General features: G+C 40.3%; 19 protein-coding genes. 11 read left to right on the top strand and 8 right to left on the bottom strand.

What is annotated here, in order from left to right; translation table 11 throughout:
• Positions 1–427 precede the first annotated feature (427 nt).
• Together ACYTXL_RS35010 and ACYTXL_RS35005 are read left to right on the top strand one after the other, a co-directional pair.
• Positions 428–2,731 (top strand): adenylate/guanylate cyclase domain-containing protein, encoded by a 2,304-nt coding sequence (locus ACYTXL_RS35010; RefSeq protein WP_461928582.1) that lies wholly within the window; start codon positions 428–430, stop codon positions 2,729–2,731.
• Positions 2,732–2,748: 17 nt separating this feature from the next.
• Entirely contained in the window at positions 2,749–4,170 is a 1,422-nt protein-coding gene (locus ACYTXL_RS35005) for a mechanosensitive ion channel domain-containing protein (protein ID WP_461928581.1), read from the top strand.
• A 132-nt stretch (positions 4,171–4,302) separates the two neighbouring features.
• Here ACYTXL_RS35005 and ACYTXL_RS35000 read toward each other — a convergent pair whose 3' ends face one another.
• Entirely contained in the window at positions 4,303–5,250 is a 948-nt protein-coding gene (locus ACYTXL_RS35000; protein ID WP_461928580.1) for an NAD-dependent epimerase/dehydratase family protein, read from the bottom strand.
• Between the two features lie 423 nt (positions 5,251–5,673).
• Here ACYTXL_RS35000 and purD point away from each other — a divergent pair, with 423 nt between their 5' ends.
• The 4 genes from purD to nblS all read left to right on the top strand — a co-directional run bounded on the left by purD (position 5,674) and on the right by nblS (position 10,136).
• Positions 5,674–6,972 (top strand): phosphoribosylamine--glycine ligase, encoded by a 1,299-nt coding sequence (purD, locus tag ACYTXL_RS34995; protein ID WP_461928579.1) that lies wholly within the window; start codon positions 5,674–5,676, stop codon positions 6,970–6,972.
• Positions 6,973–7,221: 249 nt separating this feature from the next.
• Positions 7,222–7,638 carry a XisH family protein gene (locus tag ACYTXL_RS34990; protein ID WP_461928578.1) on the top strand — a complete coding sequence of 139 codons (417 nt, stop codon included), beginning with the start codon at positions 7,222–7,224 and terminating at the stop codon, positions 7,636–7,638.
• Positions 7,626–7,970 (top strand): element excision factor XisI family protein, encoded by a 345-nt coding sequence (locus tag ACYTXL_RS34985; protein ID WP_461928577.1) that lies wholly within the window; start codon positions 7,626–7,628, stop codon positions 7,968–7,970. Before ACYTXL_RS34990 ends, ACYTXL_RS34985 begins: the two co-directional genes overlap by 13 nt.
• 219 nt (positions 7,971–8,189) lie before the next feature.
• A complete protein-coding gene (gene nblS, locus ACYTXL_RS34980) occupies positions 8,190–10,136 on the top strand; it encodes a two-component system sensor histidine kinase NblS (RefSeq protein ID WP_461928576.1) in 1,947 nt (648 codons plus the stop codon).
• 76 nt (positions 10,137–10,212) lie between these two features.
• On the opposite strand, the gene ACYTXL_RS34975 is transcribed toward nblS, so the two are convergent.
• Positions 10,213–10,584, bottom strand: coding sequence for a zinc ribbon domain-containing protein (locus ACYTXL_RS34975; RefSeq protein WP_461928575.1), 372 nt, complete (start codon positions 10,582–10,584; stop codon positions 10,213–10,215).
• Positions 10,585–10,848: 264 nt separating this feature from the next.
• On the opposite strand from ACYTXL_RS34975, the gene ACYTXL_RS34970 reads away from it, so the two are divergent.
• Together ACYTXL_RS34970 and ACYTXL_RS34965 are read left to right on the top strand one after the other, a co-directional pair.
• On the top strand, positions 10,849–12,234 hold the full coding sequence (locus ACYTXL_RS34970) for an AAA family ATPase (RefSeq protein ID WP_461928574.1): 1,386 nt from the start codon (positions 10,849–10,851) through the stop codon (positions 12,232–12,234).
• Positions 12,231–12,947, top strand: a complete 717-nt coding sequence (locus ACYTXL_RS34965; RefSeq protein WP_461928573.1) for a ParB N-terminal domain-containing protein — start codon at positions 12,231–12,233, stop codon at positions 12,945–12,947. Before ACYTXL_RS34970 ends, ACYTXL_RS34965 begins: the two co-directional genes overlap by 4 nt.
• A gap of 131 nt (positions 12,948–13,078) precedes the next feature.
• Here the strand turns inward: ACYTXL_RS34965 and ACYTXL_RS34960 are convergent, their stop codons facing one another.
• Positions 13,079–14,026: a glycosyltransferase family 2 protein gene (locus ACYTXL_RS34960; RefSeq protein ID WP_461928572.1), complete on the bottom strand. Its 948-nt coding sequence runs from the start codon at positions 14,024–14,026 to the stop codon at positions 13,079–13,081.
• A gap of 284 nt (positions 14,027–14,310) precedes the next feature.
• Between ACYTXL_RS34960 and ACYTXL_RS34955 the strand changes: the two genes are divergently transcribed.
• Positions 14,311–14,742, top strand: coding sequence for a ketosteroid isomerase family protein (locus ACYTXL_RS34955; protein WP_461928571.1), 432 nt, complete (start codon positions 14,311–14,313; stop codon positions 14,740–14,742).
• Between the two features lie 104 nt (positions 14,743–14,846).
• Here the strand turns inward: ACYTXL_RS34955 and ACYTXL_RS34950 are convergent, their stop codons facing one another.
• The 3 genes from ACYTXL_RS34950 to ACYTXL_RS34940 all read right to left on the bottom strand — a co-directional run bounded on the left by ACYTXL_RS34950 (position 14,847) and on the right by ACYTXL_RS34940 (position 17,836).
• Positions 14,847–15,272, bottom strand: a complete 426-nt coding sequence (locus ACYTXL_RS34950; protein WP_461928570.1) for an ATP-binding protein — start codon at positions 15,270–15,272, stop codon at positions 14,847–14,849.
• Positions 15,273–15,275: 3 nt separating this feature from the next.
• Positions 15,276–16,949: a SpoIIE family protein phosphatase gene (locus ACYTXL_RS34945; protein WP_461928569.1), complete on the bottom strand. Its 1,674-nt coding sequence runs from the start codon at positions 16,947–16,949 to the stop codon at positions 15,276–15,278.
• A 167-nt stretch (positions 16,950–17,116) separates the two neighbouring features.
• Positions 17,117–17,836: a response regulator gene (locus tag ACYTXL_RS34940; protein WP_461928568.1), complete on the bottom strand. Its 720-nt coding sequence runs from the start codon at positions 17,834–17,836 to the stop codon at positions 17,117–17,119.
• A gap of 444 nt (positions 17,837–18,280) precedes the next feature.
• Here ACYTXL_RS34940 and ACYTXL_RS34935 point away from each other — a divergent pair, with 444 nt between their 5' ends.
• Together ACYTXL_RS34935 and ftsE are read left to right on the top strand one after the other, a co-directional pair.
• Entirely contained in the window at positions 18,281–19,036 is a 756-nt protein-coding gene (locus ACYTXL_RS34935; protein WP_461928567.1) for a WecB/TagA/CpsF family glycosyltransferase, read from the top strand.
• A 198-nt stretch (positions 19,037–19,234) separates the two neighbouring features.
• Positions 19,235–19,978, top strand: a complete 744-nt coding sequence (gene ftsE / locus ACYTXL_RS34930; protein ID WP_461928566.1) for a cell division ATP-binding protein FtsE — start codon at positions 19,235–19,237, stop codon at positions 19,976–19,978.
• 68 nt (positions 19,979–20,046) lie between these two features.
• On the opposite strand, the gene ACYTXL_RS34925 is transcribed toward ftsE, so the two are convergent.
• Both ACYTXL_RS34925 and ACYTXL_RS34920 read right to left on the bottom strand, forming a co-directional pair.
• The gene (locus tag ACYTXL_RS34925) at positions 20,047–21,159 is read right to left on the bottom strand and encodes an acyltransferase family protein (protein ID WP_461928565.1); all 1,113 of its coding nucleotides are present in this window, start codon (positions 21,157–21,159) and stop codon (positions 20,047–20,049) included.
• A gap of 405 nt (positions 21,160–21,564) precedes the next feature.
• Positions 21,565–22,335, bottom strand: a complete 771-nt coding sequence (locus tag ACYTXL_RS34920) for an armadillo-type fold-containing protein (protein ID WP_461928564.1) — start codon at positions 22,333–22,335, stop codon at positions 21,565–21,567.
• Positions 22,336–22,370: the final 35 nt, after the last annotated feature.

Here is a 22,370-nt window from a genome sequence, read left to right as displayed (position 1 = left end):
TCTAAAGGATTGTTCCGGAAAGAGTCAGGATAAGTCGTGATTTTTGAAGCCAGTTTTAAGTAATTTGGGAGAGCGATTTAGATGCGTTTACCCTGGAATTACCCCCCCCCTTAATCTCCCCTTAATTCCCCTTTCTTATAAAGGGGGAAAAAGAAATCTAGTTCCCTCCGCAATACATACGGGGAGGGTTAGAGTGGGGTATTTTTGTACCTCACCAACTCGCAATCTGCTGTATAAAAGAAGGCAGGAGGAAATGATTATGAATCAAAACTTTAGTTTTGGGTATAAAACCCAATGGTTCAATCCCACGCTTTTAAATCCATCTGGGTTAATTGTAGCTTCTGCGTTCTTTTTCAAACCCCTAAAAGAATAAATAACTTTCAGCCTGTATTATGCTCCTTGGGAGCAGGAAAAAATCATCACAAATATGCAGCTACCCATCTTTAATCGGTTGACTATCAAATCCAAGCTTATTATCGTAGTTCTATTTGCCAGTATTAGCTCGATTTTGATAATTGCTTATCTAGGGTTGCAGATGGGAAAGCGATCGCTAACTGAGTCTGTCTCTAACCAGCTTATCAGTGTTCGTGCTGCTAAGTCCGATGAAATTAAAACTTACTTTCAAACTCTCCGCAACCACGTTAAAACCTTGTGTGAAGACAGGATGGTTGTTGCAGCGATGGTAGATTTGCACCAAGGATTTCAAGAATTGAATGAGAAATCAATTCCGCCAGAGTCGGAGCAGTCTTTGCAAAATTATTATGAAAATAAATTTTTTCCGAATATTTCTGACAAAGTTTCTGGAGAACTCCGTTTTAATAACTATCGTCCTGTAAGCCTAGCTGCTAAATATCTCCAGCATTACTACATTGCTGCTAATTCCTATCCTGCGAACCAAAAAGCTCAACTTTTAGATCCTGGTGATGGTAGTGCATACAGTCGTTTTCATGCTCAATATCAACCTTTATTTCAAAATCTAGTTCAGAGCATGGGCTATGACAATTTATTACTAATCGATCCTAATACAGGCCATATCATCTACTCAGTCCGCAAAGAACCGGACTACGGCACTAATCTCACTACTGGCCCCTACCGCACCAGTAACCTAGCCAAGTTAGTGGCAACTGTGGGTCAAACCTTTGATCCTGGGGCAATTCAAATCACTGATTTTGAGGCTTATCAACCAGCCTATGGTTCCCAAATGGCGTTTATCGCTGGCCCCATTTATGACGGTTCTAAGCTGGTGGGAATTTTAGCGGTGCGACTATCCGTTGCTGAAATTAACCGCATCATGACCAATAACCAAAGCTGGGTGAGTCACGGTTTAGGAAAGTCTGGGGAAGCTTATTTGGTCGGCTCAGATTATCGGATGCGATCGCCCTCCCGATTTATACTCCAAGATAACTCCCCTGCTGAAAAGAAACTAAACAAAATCCAGATAGAAACAGAAGGCGTGCGAAAAGCTTTGACAGGTGAAACTGGTACAGGCATCTTCAAAGATTCTCGTGGGATCTCAGCCCTCACTGCTTATGCTCCTTTGAAGATTGGCGATCTCAACTGGGCAATATTGGCACAGATGGACACAGATGAAGTATTTGCTCCTGTGAACAATCTACAATTGTTGCTGTTGAGCGCCAGCACAATTTTAATTGTCATATTCACATTTTTGAGCATTATTGTTTCTCATTTTGTAAATCGTCCGATCGCAGCCATCAAAGAAGGAATTCAACAACTGCAAGCCGGAAATTATGACATCACAGTTGATATTAATGCTAACGATGAATTTGGAGAGATCGGGCGGGCATTTAATGCAATGGTTATTAATTTGGGCGAAAAGTTAGGAGAAATCGACCAGAAAAATCGGGAAAACGAAGCTCTAATGCTCAATATTGTACCTTTTACCATTGCCCAACGCCTCAAAGAGGGTGAGTTGCTAATTGCTGACCATGTGAAACACGTCACAATCTTGTATGCGCGTATAGTTGGCATTGCCGAACTTAGTCAACGACTCCCACCGACAGAAATTATTCAACTGCTGACTCGCTTATTTCATGAATTTGATCAGGCGGCGGAACGCTTTGGGCTGGAGCGTAAAAGTACAATTGACACCGACTACATGGTGATCTGCGGACTAACGATTCCCCGACTGGATCACGTTAAACGCACCGTGGATTTTGGGCTGGAAATGTTGAATATCTTGCATCGGATGGAGTTGGCACAAAATTTAGCTTTGGGGTTGAGAATTGGTATTCATACTGGTTCGGTAACAGCTGGGGTGATCGGTACTGAGAAATTTGGTTACAACGTTTGGGGCGAATCGGTTTATTTAGTCATGCGCTTGTACACTCAAGCGGAACTCAACAGCATTGTGATGACTCGTGCTGCCTATGAGTGGGTAGCAGACTCTTATACTCTCATACAATACCGACCAATGCACATTGATATCATTGGCGAGGTGGACACATGGATTTTGGTTACTGCTACTAGGGTATCAATGAGCAAAGTTGACTTGGTGCAATCATCCTTTGCAAAAGTTCAACTAATCGCTGATCAAGCTGCCGAACTATTTTATCAACGACTATTTGAATTAAGCCCCTCTTTGCGGCCTTTATTCAAGGGGAGTATGGAAGAGCAACAACGTAAGTTCATGAGTACACTAGCGATCGCCGTTGAAGGATTACGTAAACCAGCAGCAGTTATCAAGGCTGTGCAAGAACTGGGGACATTTTAACTTGGGGAATTGCCTTGATGCTGGGAGTTCCTCTGGTGGCGATCGCTCTCAACGAAGTAATTGAGAGGTTACAACGGCAGAATATACCGTTAGTAGAAACACTGCAACATCTGCGGAATCTAGTTTTACCCTTTCTGACTGCATGGCTGGTGATGCGTCAGATTCTCACCCTCAATCCTTCAGGAAACTTGAGCCGGGCAATTGAAAGCTTATTTTGGGTGGTAATTATGTACACCGGATTATCTTTTTTAAACACTACTCTGACAACCCGCAAAAAACCTAAAGCTTGGCAAATTCGATTACCAAAGCTCTATTTGTTGTTAGCAAAAGCATCAGTTATATTACTCATTGGGGTGCAAATCTTTTCTAATATTTGGCAAATTGACTTAGCACACATTACAACTGCTCTTGGGGTTGGCTCTTTAGTCATAGCGTTAGCTCTAAAAGATACTTTAGGTAATCTAGTTTCAGGTTTTCTACTACTCTTAGAGAGACCCTTTCAAGAAGGAGATTGGATAAAATTTTCGCAGCGAACAGGCACAAGTTTTGACGGAGAAGTAATTGAGATGAATTGGCGATATGTTCGCCTGAAAACCAGAAATAGAGATATCATCGTCATCCCAAATGCAGAACTTGGACAAACAACTTTTGAAAACTATACTTTACTCAATCCCATCCATGCAGAAAGGGTTTTTCTCAAGTTTTCTCATAATGATTTGCCTAATCAAGTTATAGATATTCTGCAAAAAGCTGCATTAGAAACTCCAGGAATTGTTGCCGAGCCAGAACCTAAGACACGTATCAAAGAATATGGTGATTTTTTCATCAGTTACGAAATGAAAATATACATCAATGATTATCCCAAGAAAGATGATGTAAGAGGTGATTTATTAAAACGAATCTACTACGCCATCAAGCGTCACAAGTTAACAATTCCCTTGTCAACTCAAATAGACTATTCCCTCGATCAAGCTTTGTTAAAAAGCGAAGTTCCCCAAGAAAGAGTATTGGAATATTTAGAAGCTCTCCCTTATCTTGCCTTTCTTGACCCTAGTACTATCAATAAACTTGCTCGTAGCGCCATTGTTGAAGAATACGGCGTAGGTGAATGTATTGTCAAAGCTGGAAATCTCGACAAAGGATTTTTTATTGTTTGGGATGGATGCGTTCGTCTCTCAGTAAAAAACTTTCAAGATAAAGAGCAAGAAGTATTTCGTTTGTCAAGTGGGGATTGTTTCGGTGAAATGTCACTCTTAGCAGGACAATCTAGTTTAGCGACTGTCACCGTGGTTCAAGATTTACAGGCGGTCGTAATTCCGACTGGGGTAATCATTGACTTGGCAGAACATAGTGCTAAGTTTGCCTTAGAAATCAACCGCTTAATTGAAGAACGAGATAAGGCAATTAAGTTAATTCAAGGGATAAGGAAGCCTTATTAATAATTCGTAATTACCTTATGGAAGGGGAAAAGAGCGAAAAATGCGGTCTTCTCCCTTTGGGAGAGGCTAGCCTTTGACAAAGAGTTTTAGCCTTAACCCAAGCGTATTCACCCACTCCCCACTTGTCTAGAGTTAATATAAAGACTTAATCCACTCCCATTCCTGTATCAAACCCTCTCTCAAAGAAACTTGGGGCTGATATCCGAGAATTTTCTTTGCTTTAGATACATCAGCAGCCGTGTGACGAGCGTCTCCCATCGCCTTTTCTATGTAATTTCTTTTGATTGACTTCCCAACGATTTCTTCAATCCTATCCAAGACTTCTGCTAAAACTACCCTGCTACCACCACCGATGTTAAAGATTTCTCCCAGTGCTTCGGGTGCGATCGCGGCGGCTAAATTAGCAGCGATAATATCACTAACATACGTAAACTCCCGCGTTTGCTGGCCATCGCCGTAAATAGGAATCGCTTCATCTTGCAAAATCGATTTAAAGAACTTATGAAATGCCATATCTGGGCGCTGTTTGGGGCCATAAACAGTGAAATAGCGCAATGTCACACAAGGCACACCAAAGTTTTTGTAATACAGTTCACACAAAAATTCTGCTGCTAGCTTTGTAATGCCGTAAGGAGAAACTGGTTGAGGGCAAATTCCCTCGTGGGTAGGTAATGTTTCTGCATCACCATATACACTCGATGAAGAGGCAAATACTAGCCTTTTCAGATGTTTAGCATCTTTGGCTGCTTCTAGCAAAACTTGTGTAGCGTTAATATTTCGTTCTGTGTAACCTCGAAAAGCTTTACCCCAACTTGCTCTCACACCTGCTTGTGCCGCTTGATGGTAAACTAGATCAACATCTTTTAGGAGTTTCTGCCAATCTAAAAACTGAATATCTCCTTCAATTAATCTAAAACCAGGTGAACGATGCAAGTGTACAATATTCTTACGCTTTAACATCGGATCGTAGTAATCATTGAATTCATCAATTCCGATTACTTCTTCTCCTTGTTGCAGCAATGTTTCTGCAAGATGAGAACCAATAAACCCGGCGGCTCCAGTAACGATAATTTTACCCATGCTCCCTATTTTTTTATATCCTGATTTATCTTTAATATTTACAAGTTAATAATTATAATCAATAATCCGTTACTAATTAATAATTTTTTAAATTACTTATTGCAGGTTATCAACATAATAGATTAATTAAACTAATCTACTTGCATTTAAGATATATTATGAAATATATTTAGTAATTGCGAAGAACAAAAATTATAAATTCACTAATTCATGAAATCTAATTTGAAGAATAAATACAGTGAAAACTCAATAGTTAAAATAGGTTAGCAGATCGGAATAATTAAAGTTAGATATAGCAATCCTAAAACATTGATGAAAAGTTAGATCCCCGACTTCTTAAAGAAGTCGGGGATCTGGACACCGAGAATTTTCACAAATCAGATAGGATTGCTATATGCATAATAGGGACGCACAAGGAAATCAGTGAAAGTTTTAGTTGTAGGTAATGGGGGGCGCGAACACGCTCTGGCATGGAAACTGTTGCAATCTAAGCAAATTGAGCAAGTTATCTGTGTACCAGGGAATGGGGGCACAGCAAGTATGGAACGTTGCCAGAACTTGCCCCTAGCAGTAGATGATTTTGAGGGCATGAGCCGATATGCTCTAGAACATGGCATAACTCTGGTGATAGTTGGGCCAGAAGTCCCCTTGGCGAAGGGAATCACAGATTATCTTCAAGAGAAAGGGTTGATGGTATTTGGCCCAGTCAGAGCTGGAGCGCAAATTGAAGCGAGTAAAGCTTGGGCAAAAGCTCTAATGCAAGAAGCAGGGATTCCGACGGCACGGAGTGCGGTATTTACACAGGCAGCAGCAGCAAAATCTTACGTCAAATCTCAGGGAGCGCCAATTGTCGTCAAAGCTGATGGCTTGGCGGCTGGTAAGGGTGTAACGGTGGCTGAAACAGTTGAACAGGCAGAAAGTGCCGTTGATGCGATTTTTCAGGGACAATTTGGCAGTGCTGGTAAATTTGTCGTCATTGAAGAATGTTTAATTGGGCAAGAGGTGTCAGTTTTAGCGTTAACCGATGGGTTAACAATTCGACCCTTGTTGCCAGCTCAAGACCATAAGCGGATTAGTGACGGCGATATAGGGGAAAATACTGGTGGGATGGGAGCATATAGCCCAGCACCCATTGCTACACCTTCTTTGATGGCACGCATTCAAACAGAAGTTTTAGAAAAGGCGATCGCCACCTTACGAGCTAGAGGCATTGATTACCGAGGCGTACTCTATGCTGGGTTAATGATTGCACCCGATGGCGACTTTAAAGTTTTAGAATTTAACTGTCGCTTCGGCGATCCAGAAACCCAAGTTATTTTACCACTGTTAGCAACACCTTTAGAAGAGTTGATTCTAGCGTGTGTACAGCAGCGATTGAGTGAATTGCCGCCTATTGCTTGGAAAGAGGGAGCATCTGCCACTGTGGTTGCAGCTTCAGGTGGTTATCCAGGAGAATATGAGAAAGGCCAGGTAATTACGGGCATTGACAAGGCAGAGGCAACAGGAGCAACTGTATTTCATGCAGGTACGAAGTTAAACCAGCAACAAGAAGTAGTGACAGATGGGGGTCGAGTATTAAATGTGACTGGAATCGGAGAAAATTTTGAGCAAGCGATCGCCCAAGCCTATGCAAGTATCAAATATATTCAGTTTCAGGGGATATATTACCGGAGAGATATTGGGCATAAAATAGTGAGTGCGAAGCAGGGGGAGCAAAGATAAGCGATCGCACGATGTTGCTTGTTCAAGAAGTTATGCGGGTGATTCTTGCGTTATAAAGCTCTGTTATCTGCCAATAGGCTAACAATAGCGTACACCGCATGGACAATCCCGCACACTTAACAGGCATAGGGTAGCTAATGATGCTTAGATTAAACTATGTTTAGGGATCCAATCAAAATGCAGTCTGATGTCGGCTTTAAGGCTGGCACTGATTTCCATCAGATAGCGAGGCTGACTTATACTTAAGCTATGCCCAAGTTAGACATTATCCATAATGCGGTAAAAAACGCACTGATCAAGGACGACTGGACGATTACAGATGATCCCTATGTAATTCAGTATCGAAGAACAACGCTGTACGCTGATCTAGGTGCTGAACGCCCCATTGCGGCTGAACGAGATGGGCAAAAACTTGTTGTGGAAGTGAAAAGCTTTGTTGGTGCATCAAAGATACAAGATTTAAAACAGACTCTCGGTCAGTACGACATCTACCGTTATCTTTTAGAGGAAACAGCACCAGACCGTAAACTTTACGTTGCTGTCGGTGCGATCGCTTATAAAAGCTTTTTCAAACAGGATGTAATTCAACTCATCCTCCACAAACATCAACTTCCACTCATTATCGTCGATACAGAGACAGAGGAGGTCACAAAATGGATAAATTAACTGAGTATCCCAAGATAATTAAGCGTATCCTGACGGAATATATAGAATTATGCAACCGTAGTCCTAATCGAGATATCGAAACATTCTTGATTATGGATGAGCAAAAGGGTCACTATATTTGGATGAACCTTGGTTGGCAAAATGGTGAACGCATTACTGGTATGACCGTCTACATTCGGATTCGAGATCGCAAATTCTGGATCGAGGAAGATTGGACTGAAAATGGGATCGCAACTGACCTACTTCGTGCGGGTGTTGCCAAGGAAGATATAGTGTTGGCATTCCATGAGCCTAAGATGCGGCAGTACACAGATTTTGCAGTAGCATCCTAGCGATGGTGTTCTCTGACAATGCAGTGTCGCCGACAGTAAAAATATCTTGGTACTGAGTTCAAGTTTACTAGCCCCCGCTAACCTGAGCCGGACAACTAGCTCAAAATTTGAAAGCCTTGCATTCCCCCATCTCCCTCTCTCCTAACATATTTATCGAATTAACTGTTAATTTTTTAGTTGTTGGGCTTATAACAAAGACTACTAACAACTTTATTTAAGATGCTAAGTCTGTTAAAAACAATTCGAGATGCGATCGCTAGTTGGTGGTCAGAATTCACCCTCCAGACCAAACTGCTCGCTGTGGCTACAATGGTAGTTTCGTTAGTGATGAGTGGTCTGACCTTCTGGGCTGTGAATACAATTCAGCAGGATGCGCGGATGAATGACACCCGCTTTGGCCGTGACTTGGGACTGCTGCTTGCTGCCAATGTTGCCCCCTTAGTTGCTGATCATAATCTTAGTGAGGTTGCCCAATTTTCCCAACGTTTCTATAACAGCACCTCTAGTGTGCGTTATATGCTCTACGCCGATGAAACCGGGGAAATGTTTTTTGGCATTCCTTTTTGGGAAGCGGAGGTAGAAAACTCCCTCACGATTAAACGGCGGATACAACTGCCAGAAGATTACCCTGGTGATGGGGAAAAGCCGATGGTGCGGCAACATCTGACCCCAGATGGAGTAGTCACCGATGTATTTATTCCCCTGATCGTCAATAAAAAATACTTAGGTGTATTAGCGATCGGTTTCAACCCCAATCAGACTGCGATCATATCCACCAATTTTACCCGCGATGTCACCATTGCCGTTTTTATCACGATTTGGGTAATGGTGATTTTGGCAGGAGTGATTAACGCCTTGACCATCACTAAGCCGATTAAAGAGCTGCTGGTGGGGGTGAAGCAAATTGCTACCGGGAATTTCAAGCAGCGCATTGATTTACCATTAGGGGGCGAACTGGGTGAGTTAATTTTAAGCTTTAACGAAATGGGAGAGCGATTAGAGCGCTATGAAGAACAGAATATTGAGGAACTGACCGCAGAAAAAGCCAAACTAGAAACCCTAGTTTCGACGATCGCAGATGGTGCTGTGTTAATTGATAACAACATGCAAGTGATTTTAGTCAACCCCACAGCGCGGCGAATTTTTGGCTGGGAAGCCGCTGATGTCGTCGGACAGAATGTGTTGCATCACTTGCCCCAATCGGTACAAATGGAAATCACCCGTCCCTTGTACGAAATGGCAGCAGGGGAATGCGAAAGCGCCGAATTCCGAATTTTTATTAACCAACCCATTCCACGGACGATCCGCATTCTCTTGACTACAGTACTCAATCTGCAAAGAGAAAGCATTAAAGGCATTGCGATTACTATCCAAGATATTACCCGCGAGGTTGAGTTAAACGATGCAAAAAGTCAATTTATCAGCAACGTTTCTCACGAACTGCGAACGCCTCTATTCAACATCAAAACCTATATTGAAACCCTGCACGACTACGGTGAAGAGTTAGCTTTGCAAGAACGGCAAGAGTTTCTGCAAACTGTGAACCATGAAACCGATCGCTTAACCCGCCTAGTTAACGATGTTTTGGATTTGTCAAAACTCGAATCTGGTCGCAACTACAGCTTCGATGGCGTAGATTTAGCCCAAGCGATCGAGCAAACCCTGCGTACTTACCAACTCAATGCTAAAGATAAAGGTGTTGAACTTCTTCAGGAAGTTGCTCCTAATTTGCCCTTGGTAATGGGTAATTATGATTTGTTAGTACAAGTGTTTGGCAACCTAATTGGTAATGCCCTTAAATTCACAAAAGCCGGTGGTAAAGTGGTAATCCGCGCCTATCAAGTAGATTTCAAGCCCAGTCACACCGAATCTTCTCCAGTGCGGATTGAAATTTCCGATACTGGAATTGGCATTGCCACAGAAGATCAACACTCAATTTTTGAACGCTTCTTTCGCGTAGAAAACCGAGTTCACACCCTAGAAGGCACAGGTTTAGGTTTATCGATTGTCAGAAATATCATCGACAGACATCGTAGTAAAGTCCATCTAGTGAGTGAAGTTGGCATAGGCACAACTTTTTGGTTCCATTTAACTGCCTTTGAAGAAAAAGCGCCACCGATACAAGTTGAACCTATTGCTGAAGTATCCAAAATCACCACAACTTGAAGATTAGGGATTGGGAATTGTTTGTTATTTTTGACAATTCCCTACTCCCCACTCCCCATTCCCTAGTAAACACAAATCAAGACCTTAATATAACAAACAACAAACAGACCAATAATAAACCTAATAGCAACAGCAAAGCTTGATTGCGTTTTATCCAACTTTTTAGAGTTAATGTAAAACTGTTAGTGTAACGCTGCTGTTCCAACTCTAACTTTGTCTTTTCAATATTTTGGTAGAGGGTACAGTCTTTAGCGTAGGGACGCTGGGGAAAATTGCAAGTATCATCAGCGTGATATGTGCAGGTGTCGCACAGATACCCTTCCCCAGTGGCGCGGTGCAATGGAATACCGGGATGGCCGTAAGCTTTGAGTGTTGTCCGGCAATAGGGACAATTAATAGCTTGACTATCAACGAGTTGATGGCAGTGGGGACAAGATACAGTAGCCAAAACCTTTAGCGCAAATAGCTTAAGTAAACACTTTGATTCTAGCGACTTACAGGAGTAATGGGCAAATACATATATGACCTGTTAATTTTGAATATCGCTAGCTCTCAGAATTGCTTATTTTATCAGCAAAAGTACTAATTTAATGATGATTTTTTATCTATTTCTAAGTGATTTATATCACTCAAAATAATTAAGGCTATGCCATAATCGAGCAAATATCAGATTTTCTCCCAAGTCCAAGAGTTATTTAGAGGTATAAAAATATTGCCTTTTAATCCTGAGATGTGCCGTAACGAAAGCGAAGTTGAAAGCAAACTCATAGTGCAATATTTGCTACCACAGCTAGGTTATACTGCTGACACCTGGCATCAAGAAATTGCCGTTGGTAGCATCCGCTTAGATTTCTTAGCATTTGCCGCACAAGTTATTCCCTTTGTTTTAAATGCTAACTCACCCTTGAGTGTTGTCATGGAGGCAAAGCATCCCAAACAAAACTTAAATAATCATGTCCCCCGACTCAGGCATTATTTAACCAGCTTGAATGTCAGATATGGATTACTGACTAATGGCAAAGAAATCAGAATTTATCAAAAATCGCAATACGATATTCAGCTATTATTCCAATGTTCTGGGAAGGAAGTTGAGATCAAGTTAGATAAAATTAAAGGTTTAATTGGTAGAGATAGCTTAAAAAAAGGACAATTAGTAGATAAACCAGAAGTTCAAATAACTGAAAATAATTTAATTTTTGAAACAAAGAGGCAACATTCAATGAAAACGATTGCAATCTACCACAATAAAGGCGGCGTTGGTAAGACTACTGTTGCAGTCAATCTTGCAGCAGCATTGAGTAAAAAAGGTAAAAGAGTACTGTTAATTGATATAGATTCCCAGGCAAATACTACTTTTGCTACAGGATTAATCAAATTTCAATTTGATGAAGATGATGATTTACGAGATTCTAATATCTATCATTTATTAGAATCAGGTGATTTTTACTTAATACCCGATGTCATCCGAAAATCACATTATTTTAACAATCCTGAAGTAGATGTTATTCCTGCACATATTAATTTAATAGAAGGACAGTATAAACTTAATCAAATTGATGCTAGTAAGACTAGGTTAGTTACGAAATTAAAAAAAGTAGAGCAAGAATATGATGTTGTCATTATTGATACACCTCCATCGAGAGATTTATATGCTAAAGTTGCACTTGTTGCTGCTGATTACCTGATAATTCCTTCAGATTTAAAGCCATTTGCAAATCAAGGATTATTAAGTGTCAAAAACTTTATTATAGAAGTTAATGAATTTAGAGAAATGATAGGAAAACCACATATTATATTAATGGGTATCCTCGCTTCAAAAATCTCTACCAATTCCAAATTTTTACAATATACTTTTCCTAAACAAAGGAGCGTGATTTCAGAACGTTACAATCTGCCTTTGATGGAAGCAGTAATTTATGATAGAACCGTACTATCCGAATGCATGAATCAGACTATAACAGTTGGAGATTTAGAATATCCTGATCCCAAATCTGTTGTTAAATATGCAGAAGAAGTAAAATCAGATGCTCAAAAATCTGCTATGGAATTTGAAATTTTAGCAGATGAAGTATTAACGGGAATAGGGTTAAATAAATGATGAATTTTTCTTTAGTAGATGTAAAGAATATTACTTCTAATGAACCTCGATCAAATTTTTCAGAGGCTGATTTGGAAAATCTCGCAGACATAATTATAGAAACTGGAGGAATTATCAGACCATTAATTGTGAAAGTGACAGGAGTAGAGAGCTATACGGTAGTTGATGGACATTTTGAATATTATGCTGCTGTCAGGGCACGAGAAAAAAATCCTCGGCAAGCTGAAATGGTTAATAGTTTTGTCATCGCCCCAAAATTAGAGGATTTAGTACTAAAGCAAGTTGTATCTCTCCAAGGAATTGATTCTTCTGGTAAAATAGTAACACCACACCCTGAAACAACAAAGTTAGAACCACGTCTGGCAAATCTAGAATTACGTCTTGAGAAGCAATTCAATGAATTTAAGTCAGAATTTCTACAAGAAAGACAGAGAATAGATAGTCAGTTCAAGCAACTTGAAAACCTTATTCCCCAAAAGGGTGAACAGAGTAATCCACTCAGTTTATTGAACTCTTTGGATAAAGACGAGTTATCTATAAAGTTACAACGCGCTAGAATTCCTGACGCGGAAAAACTTGCCAAAGCTATAGAAGATGCTCGACATAAGAAGCCAAAGCAAGTCTTTGAAGATTACCGTGATGTAGTAAAATCTGTTAAAAACTTGGGTGAAAAAAGAATTTTGACTATTATTGATGAGTGGTCAAGAAGTTAGTAGTTAGTAAAATAAGTTCTTTGCGATGTAAAAACTCTGCATAGCATTCTCTGCGTCTCTGCGTGAGACATTTCCACTAAGTATTTGATATAAAAAGGGATGCGTTAGCATAGCCCGCGCATTCCCATAGCCTAACCCCGCACCTGTCGCAGTGCATTAAATGCCTTACCTCGCAACCCAACTGGTAACAGCGATAATCCTAAACCAGTCCAAGCTTTAGGAGTTGAAAAAGACTTTCCTGCTAAAACTAGCTCTCTGCCTTTTTGCGTTTCACCCTTTTCAATTAAACGCAAACCTAATAATAATTGCGTTTCAGTTAGACGATTTTTCCTGATTGTCTCTATTTTTTCCGACTCAAACTTATAATTTTCTAAATACCGGAGTTTATCAAATAAATAAGGAATGGCTCGATTGATACCTTGCTGCTCTGCATGAGAGCGATATTCCATCAATAATTCTGGTAAATAATAGCCATTTTTTCCAGCCAAAGCCAGACGCACAAATAAATCATTATCCTCACAATTTTGCAGATTTGGCTGCATATATCCTAATTCTTGCAATGTTTGACGGCGAAATAATGTTGCCCCAATTTGAAAGCTTTGCTGAATAAATACAACTTCCAACAAATTATCTACAATACCTGCTGGTAAATTCTTCCTACCCCAGCGATGAGAATTTTCTTGAGTTTTTGCCTCATCCCGCACATTGTTAATATCAATTATCCAATGGTCTGTACCAACAAAATCAATACTAGAGTCTTGAGTAAGAATAGCTGCGGTACTTGCGAGAAAATCGGGTGTTAGCCGATCATCATCATCAAATTTAATAAAATATTCACCACTGGCAGCATCAAAGCCAGAGCGCATATTATTACTTTTACCAATATTTTGCGGATGACGGATATATTTAATCCGGTGATCTGTGTACTGTGATATCAATCCAGGTGTAGCATCCCTAGAACCGTCATCACAAACAATTAGCTCAAAGTCTTGCTCAGACTGATTGAGTATGCTGTCAATCGCATAAGGGAGGAGATTAACACGATTAAAAGTAGGAATGCAAACAGTAATTTTAGGCATATTATATACTAATAACTGGAAAATATAACCGAGGGCAAGAAGGAAGCTATTTTGGTTATGGATGATACTAACTTACCCTCTGTTTGTCTGCATTGGCAAAACCCGTGTTGTGGTATCGCTTCTCCTAAAAGTGGCCTGTGCGCTTGGTTATTCGATTAAATGCTGTAAAACTTCCATCGTAAGGAAGATTTACGAATATGTGGCAATCTCTCTCAATAGGAGCTTTCTTTTTAGCTATTTTTGTATTGAAATTAATATTCAGCTAGGATGATCCAGGTAATTTTATGACTTCTGCTGAATTTATATCGCCAGCCCAGTTGAAAGAAGAATTCCAGATTGAGGGAATTACAGAACCAAGTATACTCGGCTATTTTAAAACCTTAAATGCCGGAGAATTTGAAGCAACTGCTGCCTTATTTGCGGGAAATGGTGTGATGCGTCCACCATTTGAATCTGATATTCTGGGGACAGATGCGATCGCAGCCTACTTAAAACAAGAAGGCCAAAACATTAAAGCTTACCCCAACACAGCAATAGCCGACACTTTAGAAAACGGTGATATCCAAATCCAGGTAACAGGCAAAGCCCAAACTTCCTGGTGTAGTGTGAATGTCTTGTGGCTATTTATCCTCAACCAACAACGGCAAATTTCCTATACTAGAATCAAACTTTTAGCTTCCCCCCAAGAGTTACTTTCTTTACGTCGTGAAAAGTAGTAAATAAGTGTAATACCTTAGACAATATTTGATTATACCCAAAACAAAATCTAGTCATCTACAACTTGGATAAATAATATTACTTGAAAAATAGTAACTTTTGTCTATTGGACTAATTCGGGTAAAATAGCTTCTAATTTAAGACAGTTAGCACCATCAATCTGCAACTGATACTCGACCTTATCCATAAGACGATTCATAATCATCCAACCATAACCACCTTCTTGTTTTTCCATCGGGTTTGGAGTGTAGTATGTAGACATATCAAAGCCTTCGCCGAAGTCCCAAACTTCTAAGGCAAGCTCCCGGTCTTTGAGTTCCAAACGCAGTAAAATTGGCAAATTTGGTTTGTTTTTGTGAGCATGACGGACTGCATTTGAGTAGGCTTCTACCAAAGCCAGTCTCAAACGACTTGATTGCCGTGACCAATCCACAGAATCTCCTAGTTGGATTTTTAAACATCCTAGCAACCAGTTTTCGACAATATTAAGAAAACTCAAGTCACTTGGTACATGAAGCTCACTTTTCATGACTTACAAAATCTCCACTGAAAGTATAGTTTGATCATCTTCTTGAACGTGGTTATCTGCCTGGATGCGAGCTAGTAAATGGTTAAGAGAAAGCGGTTGTTGCTCTTGTTGTAAGAGTTGCCATAAACCATCTTGATTCAGCATAGAACGGTTAACTGGCTCAACGTTAGACTCGGTTTTTACTGGTGAATCAGAATTAGTTGATACCGTTGCTTCTGTAATTCCATCGCTGGCTAGTAACAATGTGTCTCCAGCCGCGAGAACCAAACGACCAGACTGTGCCTGCCACTTAGGCAAGATCCCCAAAGGAACGCTGCGGACTTTGAGGTAATTGGGATTATCGGCTAAAGCACCTTGGCGTGACCATAATAGTGGATAAATATGACCGGCATTAGTATAGACAAATTCCTTAGTGCTAGGGGTATAACAGGCTAAGACGAGGGTGATGAAATAATTGTTGCTAATCAAGTCTTCACTGAGAGCGTAGTTGAGGTTCTGCATGACCACATTCGGCTCGGCTGGTGTTTCTTGAGATAATTCCCGGCGCAAAACTGAAATAATACTAGCCATAAATAAAGCAGCTGGAACGCCCTTACCAGAAACATCACCTACTGCTAGCCACAAGTCGCCTTTGGGATGAACAAAAACTTCAAAAAAATCGCCTCCGACTTCCCGCGCTGGGTAACAGCAAGCTTGCACCTTCACACCTTTGATGTCAGGTAAAGTTTGGCGTAGCAGGTTGTATTGAATTTGGCGAGCCACCTCCAATTCATTGTGAATCTGCTGTTGCTTTTCTTGGAGGCGCTGGTAGAGTTTTGCTTGTGAGAGAGCTAAGGCTGCTTGTTCGGCAACACCTACAATCAGTTGGATGTCTTCGTCTTCCCAAGGGCGATCGCGTCCCCATTGGTGGAGGGCTAGCACAGCCAACAGATGCTGCTGGTAGCTAAGTGGCACAACTAGGTGGTGGGAAGCCTTGCCATTATATACATCTTCAGCAAGTTGATAATGGCGGGTTTCCAGTACTTTTTCAATTAAAACACTGGGGTCGAATAAGCTATCTGATACATCGAATTTAGGATCGCGGTAGAAGAACTCGTCTTGTGTAAGGCGATCGCCCTCTACTGGTCTGAGCAAGCAACTGGTAGCTTCAAATGTTTGTCCAATAGTTGCTACAATCTTTTGCAGCATACTGTCGTAGTCTAAAGATTCCCGAATTGCTGTTGTTACCGCATTAAACAAAGATTCTCGCCGTAAAGCCCGACGCAACTCTTGCGTGCGCTTCTTAACTAGCCGATATGTATCAGTGGCTTGCTCAACTAACGCTCTGAGCTGATCCGGATTCCAGGGTTTGGTAATATACTTGAATACCTGACCAGAGTTAATCGCATCTACCAAATCTTCGACATCAGTAAAACCAGTTAACAAAATCCGAATTGTGTCTGGATAGCGCTCTACAGCCCGACTAAAAAATTCAGTGCCACTCATTTCTGGCATTCTTTGGTCAGAAATAATCACCGCCATTTCGCCAAATTGATCCAAGATTTCCAGAGCGCCCAAAGCATGATTGGCTTTATATACTTGAAAATCTCGCCTAAAAGTGCGGTAGAGTAGATCTAAGTTATCTGGCTCATCATCTACCACCATGAGCTTAAGTTTGTCCAACCCGATCTTAGACATAATTGACTTCAGTTTTCACATATTTGAATAGCGAGATAGGATAATGTTTATCCCACCTGATAAATAACAGAAAACCCGAGAAGCCATTCACTTTGAAAATATAACTTTCTCAAAGTTGGGAGTTTCTCGTGTTGATCCTCAATAATTGCTCCAAACCAAAATTAACTTTATCCAACCAACCCAGAACGCAAGGCGCGGACTGCTGCTTGAGTACGGTCATCGGCACATAGCTTATTCAAAATATTACGAACGTGAGTTTTAACAGTCCCAACAGTGATGTAAAGTCTTTCGGCAATTAGTGCATTACTACAACCTTCGACAATCAACTGTAACACTTCTAATTCCCTTTCTGTCAGGGTGTAAGGTTGAATTCCTTCCTGATTCTCAACAGAATTAGGGTTAGGGGCAATAGTCTTGGCATCGACAAAAGCCGATTCCAACTTTTGGGGATTTTGTTGCGCTTGTTGTAATACAATCCGAGCGATCACCGGATCGATCCAGGCGTTGCCATTGTAAGTGACTCGCACTGCTTCCAGCAAATTACCGAATTTGATATCTTTCATACAGTAAGAGTCTGCACCAGCAGCAAAAGCTGCCAACACCGCTTCTTTATTATCCCGCAGCGTCAAAATTAACACCTTTGTCACTAGCTGCTGCCCATTAATAGTAGATTTTACCTCCCGTGTCAACTCAATGCCATCCTTATCTGGTAAACCAATATCGACAATGGCAATATCTGGTTGTACTATTTTTAACATTTTTAGCCCGTCAGTAGCATTAGCAGCTTCACCTACAACTTCAATGTCATTCTTTTGCAGTAGTGCTGTCCGAATACCCACACGAGTTAGGTCATGATCTTCAATCACAGCAATCCGAATTTTACTCATAGCCAACTTCAGCCCGTTACACTACCTTAACCGTAAAGTCGAGTTTGCTGACATACTCCCACACTAACTGCAAGTAGTATAGTGGGGGCTTGTGTTACCGGAACCAGAGTTGAGTGTTTTATACTGACAGGACTTACGCAAACAATAGCTGAAAAGAATGATTTTTAGGTAGGGGCAATACCCTGCGGTCAGCTAAAGCTACATAAATTCCCCCTATCGTGTGTAGTTTTGCGTAAGTCTTAAGTGAGTGAATATTACACTTTAACAATCATAAAATTTGCACTGCTTCAGTCCAAGTACAAGCGCCCAAGACTAATTAGTTAAATATGCTTTCTATTGTTGCAGGGCAATGGGGAATCTTTCCTGCCTAAGTTCTAATCTAAAAAAATTTGATAAACTTAACAATCAAGGAAATCTGGTGTGATGGTTAATCAACAATAGGTTATGTCTAACGGCAATCAAGCATTTTCAGTATTGGGAATACCAGTTCATGTGATGGCTAACTATCCAGGCTGGTTGTTAGAATGCCTGCACACAGGCAAAGGAACTCATGTAGTAACGCTGAATGCAGAAATGATTATGCAGGCAGAGCGAAATCATTTCTTAGCTGAGGTGATTAAAAATGCTGAACTTGTGATTCCAGATGGAGCCGGGGTTGTTCTGTATTTGCGGTGGCTATTATGGCAAAATGTACAGCGTTTTCCGGGGATTGAATTAGCAGAAAAACTTTTGCAAGAACTTGGGCAACACCAGACAGGGGCAAAGATATTTTTCTATGGAGCAGCGCCTGGAGTGGCCTCAATTGCGGCAGATTTTTGGCAGCAGCAAATTCCAGATTTAAGTATAGTAGGTACTCACTCAGGCTACCATTCCCCAGAAGAAGAAGCACAATTGCAACAAACTCTGGCTCAATTGCAGCCACAAGTGATTTTTGTCGGTTTGGGAGTGCCACGTCAAGAGTTATGGATTGCCGAAAATCGCCATTTGTGTCCTCAAGCAATTTGGATTGGCATTGGTGGCAGTTTTGATATTTGGTCGGGAACTAAAACTCGCGCTCCCGCCTGGTTAGGAAATAATAATTTGGAATGGTTGTATCGGCTTTATCAAGAACCTTGGCGTTGGCGGCGGATGTTGGCATTACCGGCGTTTGCTGTGAAAGCGTTTGTTTATCGTTTGACAGCAAGGGGTGCAATTAGTTAAGAGACGCGATTAATCTTAAGAGACGCGATTAATCGCGTCTGTACTAGGGAGTGTTAGTATTAAAGCCTTCAAAAAATTTAAAATTTTTTTTGGTAAATTTTAAATTTCCAGGCGAAACCTGGGAATCCTTATTTTTGACAGGAATGTCACATCTAAATCGGCAAACTGTTTGGTTGTGGGTATGAGGAAGATTGAACAATGCCAGTATTAACAACTCAAGTTAAGAAAGACAAATCAGTTCATAGAGAGGACAGTAAAACTAAACAGCACGGTAATACTACTGCAAAGGTGCAATTGCAATCTGTAACTAAGACCTATAATAACGGCTGTCACGCCTTGTTGAATGCGAACCTTGAGGTAAAAAAGGGAGAATTTCTGTTTATCACGGGGCCTTCTGGTTCTGGTAAATCAACGCTCTTGAAACTGCTGTATGGACAGGAGTTAGCCACTCAGGGAGAAGTAATTGTTGATGGATATAATGTAGCGGATTTACGGGGCGATCGCTTGTCATTATTACGGCGACGGATTGGCATTGTGTTTCAAGACTATAAATTGATTACCCAACGAACAGTAGCGGAAAATGTGACTTTTGTGTTGCAAGCTCAAGGGTATACCCGTAAAGAAATTCAACGACGTTTACAACCAACTTTAAAATTGGTGGGTTTGCTGAATAAAGCTGACTGCTTTCCAGATCAACTGTCTGGGGGAGAGCAACAACGGGTGAGTATTGCCCGTGCGATCGTTGGCACACCACCCCTGCTGTTGGCGGATGAGCCGACTGGAAATCTCGATCCAGATAATTCTTGGCAAGTGATCCAGATTCTCCAAAAGTTAAATTCCTTTGGGGCTACAGTAATTGTTACCACCCACGATGAACAATTGGTGCGGCGATGCAATCATCGGGTAGTGCAAGTTCGGAATGGACGGCTGTCTCAAAAATAAGTATTGGGCATTTGTAAATGACAAATGCCCAACGTTAACCTATTTTCTCTTGTTTCCCTGAGTATAAATTATTTCAACAACAACATAGAAAGCAAATTCGAGTGATTCTGACCATATCTGGTTTTGCTAATTATTCCAGAAATGATTTTTTTCTGGAGATAAGTGACTGCGATCGCTCCGAAAGTTACCACTGAAAAGGCAATCATAAAGTGACTGGCAAATTTTGGTAAATATATTACCAGAGTTTGCCAATAATAAACAAAGAATATATGCCACAAATATATCCATAAAGAGGATGAACTGACAAAAATAATTCCCCTGAGCAAGACATGATTATTGTTAGATAAATTATACTTATTACAAATTCTATCTACTGCACAAAAAGCAAACAAAGACATAAAAATGCCATAGGAAACAAAGTACATTCTGGGTGGATATTTAAAATCTGCGGTAGATATAAAATGTCCTTGACTCCGGTAATATAACCCAGCTAATAATAAGAATATAGTCAAAAAAATTCCAGAAATAAATAATACTTTTTTTAATCTAAGTTGGAGTAATACCATGCCCAAGCCATATAAACATCCATACGGAATAAGATAAAATAAGTAATCATCGACAAATTGGGTAATGATTTTACTGTGTAAGTTGAAATGCTTAATTTCAATAAATAATATTTCGTATCCCAGATATATTAAAAATAGCAGAGCTAAAAATTTATTTTCTGACTTACATAATTTATATAACTTCAATAAAGGATTCGCAAAAATAGCAACGAGAATAAATACACGAATAATCCAGACATATCCAATCCCTTTTAATAAGAGAAATGTTTCAATTATTTGTGAAGACGAAAATGGATAAGGTTTCGCCAGCAAAAAAAATATCAGATCAGCCGAAATAAAGAAAAAAGTCAAAAATAACCATACCGGCGCAATCAGACGAGGCAATCTTTTTTGCAAATAATTCCAAAAAGATATTTTTTTATTGTTAGCTGAATAGTAATATAATGTTCCTGATGCAATAACCATCAGAGGCACATCAAAACGTCTGATGTCAAATAAAATATTATTTTCAGGTCCGACATGGGCAAAAATAATACAAAGCAACGCGATGGTTTTTAAGATATCAAATCTAATATCTCGCTGTTTTTCTAGAGTTTTTTCTATTCTATTTATCATTGGCTACACAAAAGTAATTTCATATTTATGGCTTTTCAGTAATTATGCGAAGTTGCTTTGCCAAAAGTAGAGAAATTTTACCAGATTATTATCTAACATGGGAAAATTTCGTAGAAATTGGGGCGTTCTATCCTTGATTTTTAAGTCAAATTTGGATTTTGATGTTTAACTAATATACGAATCCTATTTTATTTTTAACCAAGACTCAGTACAGATTTATCCCTTGTTCCCTGTTGCCTGCCACGCAAGTAAATTCAGAAATCAACTCGGATTGCTATAGTTTGGCATACTATATATTGAATAACCACATTTATACATATCTTGCCTAGTTGACAGACAAAACTCAAGCTGCATAGCAGTATGACTTGACTTGAAACTCTCTTTCATACTGCTTTTAAGCCGTAACTAATAAACGTGGTGCTTGACTTTTGTAGATAGGGGTACGAAAGTTGCTGTTTTGGGTGGTAGCAGTTGTAGGCGATCGCAAGCTTGTAAACTCTTAAAAGCTGCCTCTCGAATCACCACTTCCTCATCTCGACTGAGTAGGAGTTGCAAGCATTCAACAACATCTTGCTGTACTGAAGAATCAACTTGTTTACGGCTGATGAATTTAGTTAGTTGACGTAGGGCAATCAAGCGCTTCAATGGATCTTTTTCTGTTAAATTCACCAACAACTGATCGAGGTGGTCTTCTTCTCGATTTTCATAGAAGTTGACAATTTGCCATACCAATAAAATTAAAGTTAACAGGGTTCCCACACCTTGCACAATAGCACCGGTGGCAATCCAAGGACTGTGAGAGTCAACCCAAATTGCAGCTGCCATGTAAGTGCTGACAGTAGCAAGACCACCACTGACGACTGCTAAGGCTAACCGACGATTTGAACTGTTTAAGAATTTACGTATCTTAGACCAGTGCAATTGCCAGTCCCACTCCTGCATTGAGTAAACTAATACCATTACTCCAACGCCGATTAAGAGAGCCAATAGCAGTTTCCAGTTCCACAACAACATGGCAACGACGATTGTCAGAAACCCAAGAAAGCCCCCAGGTCCAGAGAAGCGCTTAAATGTTTGCTGCTTTGTGGCTCTTTTTGTCTTGAATTTTGTCAGCGGCCAGTTCCATTTGGGGATCTGGTTGATCAATTGCTGCCAAGAAGACGAAGCCTGTGCCACAGTGTTTACCTACTTAATTACGAAATTACCTATTG

Source organism: Nostoc sp. (assembly GCF_054880495.1).
The sequence above is the reverse complement of the archived record's forward strand: the minus strand, read 5'-3'. Positions and strand labels throughout refer to the sequence as shown.